At 71.3% G+C, this 6,235-nt stretch carries 5 protein-coding genes and 2 pseudogenes; all 7 read left to right on the top strand.

The features are described 5' to 3' along the window. Positions 1 to 246: ABC transporter permease subunit (locus B7X32_RS17310; RefSeq protein WP_292722429.1), on the top strand; the 246-nt coding region annotated here is incomplete at its 5' end. Further along, complete coding sequence (locus tag B7X32_RS17305; RefSeq protein ID WP_292722426.1) at positions 243 to 2,132, top strand: dipeptide/oligopeptide/nickel ABC transporter permease/ATP-binding protein; 1,890 nt, start codon at positions 243 to 245, stop codon at positions 2,130 to 2,132. The genes B7X32_RS17310 and B7X32_RS17305, both read left to right, overlap by 4 nt. Next, positions 2,129 to 2,962 (top strand): ATP-binding cassette domain-containing protein, encoded by an 834-nt coding sequence (locus B7X32_RS17300; RefSeq protein WP_292722423.1) that lies wholly within the window; start codon positions 2,129 to 2,131, stop codon positions 2,960 to 2,962. Before B7X32_RS17305 ends, B7X32_RS17300 begins: the two co-directional genes overlap by 4 nt. 68 nt (positions 2,963 to 3,030) lie before the next feature. Continuing rightward, a complete protein-coding gene (locus B7X32_RS17295; protein ID WP_292722420.1) occupies positions 3,031 to 3,618 on the top strand; it encodes a TetR/AcrR family transcriptional regulator in 588 nt (195 codons plus the stop codon). Between the two features lie 46 nt (positions 3,619 to 3,664). Then, a complete protein-coding gene (locus tag B7X32_RS17290) occupies positions 3,665 to 4,390 on the top strand; it encodes an alpha/beta hydrolase (RefSeq protein ID WP_292722418.1) in 726 nt (241 codons plus the stop codon). A 121-nt stretch (positions 4,391 to 4,511) separates the two neighbouring features. Then, positions 4,512 to 4,733 (top strand): annotated as a pseudogene (locus tag B7X32_RS17285) (methyltransferase dimerization domain-containing protein); the annotation flags it as partial. Between the two features lie 545 nt (positions 4,734 to 5,278). Continuing rightward, positions 5,279 to 6,235 (top strand): annotated as a pseudogene (locus B7X32_RS17280) (peroxidase family protein); the annotation flags it as partial.

Genomic DNA, 6,235 nt, shown 5'->3' with positions numbered 1-6,235 from the left:
AACGCCTCGCCCGCGGCGCTCACCGTGATCGCCCTCATGTTCGTCGGCCTGCTCAGCGGCGCGATCGTGGTGGAGCAGATCTTCAGCCTCCCCGGCATCGGGCAGCTGACCAACCAGTCCTCGCAGAACGGCGACATCCCGATGCTCCTCGGCATCACCGTGGTGTCGATCGTCTTCGTCGTGATCATCAACCTCCTGCTCGACCTCGTGCTCGGCTGGATCAACCCGAAGGTGCGCGTCGCATGACCACCACCGACATCCGCGTCGCGTTCGACCGCGCCAGGCAGCGCCGCCGCTCCGGCCTGTTCCGCCGGTTCCTCCGCCACCCCGGCGGCTTCATCCCGCTCGCGATCTTCGTCCTGATCGTGCTGGTCGGCGTGTTCGCGCCGCTGCTCGCGCCGATGGATCCGAACTTCGTCGACCTCGCCGCCGCCAAGGCTCCGCCGTCCGCCGCGCACCTGCTGGGCGCCGACTCGACCGGCCGCGACATCCTCAGCAGGCTCATCTTCGGCACCCGGATCACGATCTGGGGCGCGCTCATCACGATCGTCGCCGCCGTCGTGATCGGCGTTCCGGCCGGCGTCGCCGCGGGCTACTTCCGCGGGCCGTTCGACCGCATCGCGATGTGGGTGAGCGATGCGCTGCAGTCGATCCCCGGCATGATCATCCTGCTCGTGGTCGCCGCCGGCAGCCGCAACAACTTCGAGCTGCTCATGGTCACGGTCGGCGTGTTCATGGTCCCCGGCTACTTCCGCATCGCGCGGTCGCAGACGCTCACCGTGCGCGAGGAGCCCTACATCGACGCGGCCAGGGTGTCCGGCCTCTCCGATGCGCGCATCATCTCCCGGCACGTCGTCACCGCCGTCTACCCGCCCGTCATCATCCAGACCGCGCTCACCGCGGGCATGGCGATGGGCATGCAGGCGGGCCTGCAGTTCCTCGGGATCGGCGACTCGAACGTGCCCAGCTGGGGCGCGATGATGCTCGAGGGCTTCCGCCTCATGCTCACGTATCCGCTCACGCTGCTGTGGCCCTCGGTCGCGCTCGGCCTGACGATCGCGGTGCTCGCGATCATGGGCTCCACGCTCGCCGAGCTCGCCCAGGTGCGCACGCCGAGGCTGCGCCGCCGGCGCGGGGCACCCCTCGAGGAGGCGGCCGCTCCCGCGACCGGCACCGTCCGGCACACGGCGGAGGGGGCGGCGCTCCGCGTGGAGAACCTGCGGGTGAGCCACGCGACGCCGAGCGGCGTGGTCGAGGTCGTGCACGGCGTGACGCTCGACATCGCGCCAGGGGAGGTGGTCGGCATCGTCGGCGAATCCGGATCCGGCAAGTCGCAGACGGTCTTCTCGGTGCTCGACCTGCTGCCGCCGAGCGGCGCGAGCACCGCCGACGCGATCCGCATCGCGGGACACGACGTCACGCACGCGTCGCCGAAGCAGCGCCAGGCGCTGCTCGGACGCGAGCTGGGCTACGTGCCGCAGGAGCCGATGAGCAATCTCGACCCCTCGTACACGATCGGCCACCAGCTCGTGGAGCCGCTGCGCCGCGTGCACGGCATGAGCGCGGCCGACGCGAAGGCCAGGGCGCGCGAGGTGCTGCTGCGCGTGGGACTCGCGGATCCGGACCGCGTCATGCGCAGCTATCCGCATCAGGTCTCGGGCGGCATGGCGCAGCGCGTGCTCATCGCCGGCGCGATCTCGGGCCGCCCCTCGATCCTGGTGGCGGACGAGCCGACCACCGCACTCGATGTCACGGTGCAGGCCGAAGTGCTCGAGCTGCTGCGCGAACTGCAGCAGGAGTACGGCATGGCGCTGCTCATCGTGACGCACAACTTCGGCGTCGTCGCCGACATCTGCGACCGGGTGATCGTCATGCGCGGCGGCGAGATCGTCGAGCAGGGGGATGTGGATCCGCTGTTCGCGGAACCTCGGCAGCCCTACACCCGCGAGCTCATCGCGGCCTCGCTCGACGATGCTCTCGGTCGTGCAGAGCTCGACGCCCTCGGGCCGGCAGAGCTCGACGCCCTCGGGCCGGCAGAGCTCGACGCCCTCGGACGGGCGGGGCGCGACGCGGCGGAGCCTGCGGAGCCCGACGCCGCGCCCGCGACGGACACGACGGAGGTGCGCGCATGACCGCGCTGCTCGAGGTGCAGGATCTGGTCGTCGAGTACGGCCGCGGGCGCAAGGCGTTCCGCGCCCTGCATGGCGTCTCGATCGACGTCGCGCCGGGGGAGTGCATGGGCCTCGTGGGCGAGTCCGGATCCGGCAAGTCCACGCTCGGCAAGGCCATCCTCGGCCTCGCCCCCGTGACCGGCGGGAGCATCCGCTTCGACGGGAACGACATCACCGCGCTCGGCCGTGCGGAGCGCCGCGCGCTCGCCGACGACGTGCAGGTGGTGTTCCAGGACCCGTACGGATCCCTGAATCCGGCGATGACGATCGGCGACATCCTGTCCGAGCCGCTGCTGACCAGCGGCCTCGGCGGCGCCGAGGCCCAGGGGCGGGTGCGCGAGATGCTCGACCGCGTGCGCCTGCCCGAGACCGCGATGGACCGCTACCCGAGCGAGTTCTCCGGCGGGCAGCGGCAGCGGGTCGCGATCGCGCGGGCGCTCGTGCGCCGGCCGCGCCTGATCGTGTGCGACGAGCCGGTCAGCGCCCTCGACCTCACCACGCAGGCGACGATCCTGGACCTCTTCATCGAGCTGCAGCGCGATACGGGCGTCTCGTACCTGTTCGTCTCGCACGATCTGGGCGTCGTCCGGCGGGTGTGCCACCGCGTCGCGGTGATGTACCGCGGAGAGATCGTCGAGACCGGCGCGGGGGAGCAGATCACCCGCGCGCCGCGGCACCCGTACGCGGAGCGGCTGCGGCTGGCGTCGCCGGTCGCCGACCCAGGGAAGCAGAGGACGCGCCGTGCCGAATGGCTGGCGCTGCGCGAGGCCGCGGATGCCCCGGTACGGTAGCAGGCAGCGATTCCGCACGCCAGCGCCCCTGTGCGCGCGCTCGTCGGACGCCACGTCGGAAGGAACCCATGCCGAAGATCATCGATCACGATCAGCGTCGTCGGGAGATCGTCGAGGTCGCCAAGGGGATCATCCTCAAGGGCGGGTTCGAAGCGGCGACCATGCGCAGCATCGCCGCGGAGGCGGGGTTCGCGAACGGCGCCCTGAAGCACTACTTCTCCGGCAAGGAGAGCATCGTCGCGGCGACGTTCGAGACCGTGCTGCACGAGCACGACGTCTGGCTGCAGAAGGCGATCTCCGCCGAGCTGACCCCCGACGAGATGCTCCGTCAGGTGCTGACGGGCACGCTGCCGAGCGGCAGGGACGAGATCGCGAGCGGCAGGGTCCTCCTGGCTCTCTGGGAGTACGCGATGTCGAACGAGTCGCTCGCCGAGCTCTATCAGACCCACCTCGTGCGGTGGCGGGGGATGCTCGTCGAGCGGATGGAGGCGGCGCGCGACGCGGGCTCGATCCGCGATCTCGACTATGTCGCCCTGTCGAACGAGTTCATCTCCGTCGCCGTGGGCGCCACCGTGATCAACCTCATGTATCCGGGCGGCGACCGCATCCCCGACTACCAGGCCTACATCGAGCAGTTCCTCGCGCGGCTGCGCTGACCGGACTCCGGGCGGCCTCCACGCTTCATCGAGAGGAGGGCGCCCCATGACCGGCGCACCCGAGATCGCCCTGTCCGTCATCCGCCGGGAGGGGACCGGCCGGCCGGTCCTGTTCCTGCACGGTCTCGCCTCGCGCGCCCGCCTCGACTGGCCGGCCGCCGAGTGGGATCCGGTGCTCGCGGGTCGTCCCGCCGTGCTCGTGGATCTGCCCGCGCACGGCGACAGCCCCGCGGTGGGCGTGCTCTCCACGTCGGGGGTCGTCGACCTGCTCGCACGGGCCGTGGCCGCCGGCCGTGCGGGCGAGGAGATCGACGTCGTCGGCTACTCCCTCGGAGCGCGGCTGGCGTGGGCGCTCGCCGGCCATCCCGGGCTCGCCGTGCGGCGCGTGGTGCTCGGCGGGCTCAGCCCGATGGAGCCGTTCGCCCTGGTCGACCTGCCCGCCGCCCGGGCCGCGCTCGCCGGGGGGCCGGCGCCGGCGGATCCGCTCACGGGCATGATCCTTGGCATGGCGACGCTTCCGGGCAACCGTCCAGAAGCGCTGCTCGACCTGATCGCCGGGCTCGCATCCGAGCCGTTCGATCCCGCGGTCGACCCGCCGCGGCAGCCCGTGCTGCTGCTCGGCGGGGTCGAGGATCCGATGGCGGAGGGCATCGACGCGCTCGCCGCGGCGATGCAGGACTCGCGCGTCGTGCGGGTGCCGGGGGGCCACCTGGCCGCACCGCACACGCCGGAGTTCCGCGCCGCGGTGGCGGAGTTCCTCGCGGGGGACTGAGCCCGCACCGGACCGCATCCGGGGTCGTCGAGCGAGGACGGCGGAGCCGACCGAGACGAAACGCGGTTCCCCGAAGATCTCCTGGACACTCCCGCTCTTTAATTCCTACGAGTGTAGAAACATGAAAGGCAGCACAATGACCAACACACCCGACGCCGCACGCATCCTGGACATCGCGACGGGCTACATGGCCTCGAAGCAGCTGTTCGAAGCCAGCCGGATCGGCCTGTTCTCCGCGATCGCGGCGGGTGCGGACACGGTTCCCGCGATCGCCGAGCGCACCGGCGTGAGCCCGCGCATCGCGCAGATCCTCGCCGACGCCATGGCGGGCAAGGGCCTGCTGACGCGTGCGGACGGGCGCTACGCGCTCGAACCGGACGCGGCCGCCTACCTCGCGGGAGAGGCCTCCGCGCTCGATCTGGCGCCCTTCCTCACCTTCCTCGGGGAGATCAGCTACCCGCACTGGCTGCAGTTCGCGCACACGGTCGACACGACCGAGCCGGGAGACCTGCAGATGGACGACGCGCGCTGGGGCACCTTCATGGCGGGCGTCATGACCTACAACGCCCTGCACGCGCAGGAGTTCGGCCGTCTCGTCGACCTGTCCGCGGCGACGAACGCGCTGGACTTCGGCGGCCTGTCGGCGGGCTTCGCCCTGGAGGCGATGAAGCGCAACGCCGGTCTGCGCACCACGTTCCTGTACGCTCCCGGGTTCGAGGACGGCGTGGCGGAGGCGGTCGAGGCGGCGGGCGTGGCCGACCGCGCCACGGTGGAGACCGGCGACACCGCGACCGCGCAGCCGCAGGGCGCCTACGACGCCGTGCTCGCGAACCACGTGATCCATCGCTTCTCCGCGGAAGAGAACGCGCAGATCTTCCGCAACCTCCGGGCCGCGGCGGCGCCGGGCGCGGCCAGCAACGCTTCGCCCCGCTCAACTCCTGGCCCGACAACGGCAACCTCGACAAGGCGCGTCGGCTGCTGTGGCCGATCAAGCAGAAGTACGGCCAGAAGATCTCCTGGGGCGACCTGATGATCCTGGCGGGCAACGTCGCGCTGGAGTCCGCCGGCTTCAAGCCGTTCGGCTTCGCCGGCGGCCGCGAGGACGTGTGGGAGCCGGACCAGGACGTGTCCTGGGGCAGCGAGACCGAATGGCTGGCGACCAGCGGCACCCCGGGCAGCCGCTACGCGCACGGCAAGCCGGGCGAGCGCCGGCTCGACAATCCGCTCGCCGCCGTGCAGATGGGCCTGATCTACGTGAATCCGGAAGGCCCGGACGGCAACCCCGATCCACTCGCCGCCGCGCACGACATCCGCGAAACCTTCGCGCGCATGGCGATGGACGACGAGGAGACCGTCGCACTGATCGCCGGCGGCCACACCCTCGGCAAGACCCACGGCGCCGGCCCGGCCGATCGGGTGGGCGTGGCGCCCGAGGGCGCACCGCTGGAGGCGCAGGGCTTCGGCTGGACCAGCACCCACGGCAGCGGCAAGGGCAAGGATGCAATCACCTCCGGTCTCGAGGTGACCTGGACCCGTACGCCGGTGCAGTGGAGCAACGATTACTTCAAGTTCCTGTTCGACTTCGAATGGGAGCTGGAGAAGAGCCCGGCCGGCGCCCACCAGTGGGTGGCCAAAGGCGCCGACGCGATCATTCCCGGGCCGACGGCGGATGCGCCCATGCGCCGGCCGACCATGCTCACCACCGATCTCTCGCTGCGCTTCGATCCGGCCTACGAGAAGATCTCGCGCCGGTTCCGCGACGATCCGCAGGCGTTCGCTGACGCCTACGCCCGCGCCTGGTTCAAGCTGACCCATCGCGACCTCGGCCCCAAGTCGCGCTATCTC

This window comes from Microbacterium sp. 13-71-7, from assembly GCF_002257455.1.
In the GTDB taxonomy this organism is placed as follows: Bacteria; Actinomycetota; Actinomycetes; order Actinomycetales; family Microbacteriaceae; genus Microbacterium.
Note: the sequence above shows the minus strand (reverse complement) of the source record. Positions and strands in the feature narration are given on the sequence as shown.

Coding starts and splice junctions, on each gene's coding strand:
- B7X32_RS17300 (WP_292722423.1), top strand. CDS start 2,129: ATGACCGCGCTGCTCGAGGTGCAGGATCTGGTCGTCGAGTACGGCCGC.
- B7X32_RS17290 (WP_292722418.1), top strand. CDS start 3,665: ATGACCGGCGCACCCGAGATCGCCCTGTCCGTCATCCGCCGGGAGGGG.
- B7X32_RS17295 (WP_292722420.1), top strand. CDS start 3,031: ATGCCGAAGATCATCGATCACGATCAGCGTCGTCGGGAGATCGTCGAG.
- B7X32_RS17305 (WP_292722426.1), top strand. CDS start 243: ATGACCACCACCGACATCCGCGTCGCGTTCGACCGCGCCAGGCAGCGC.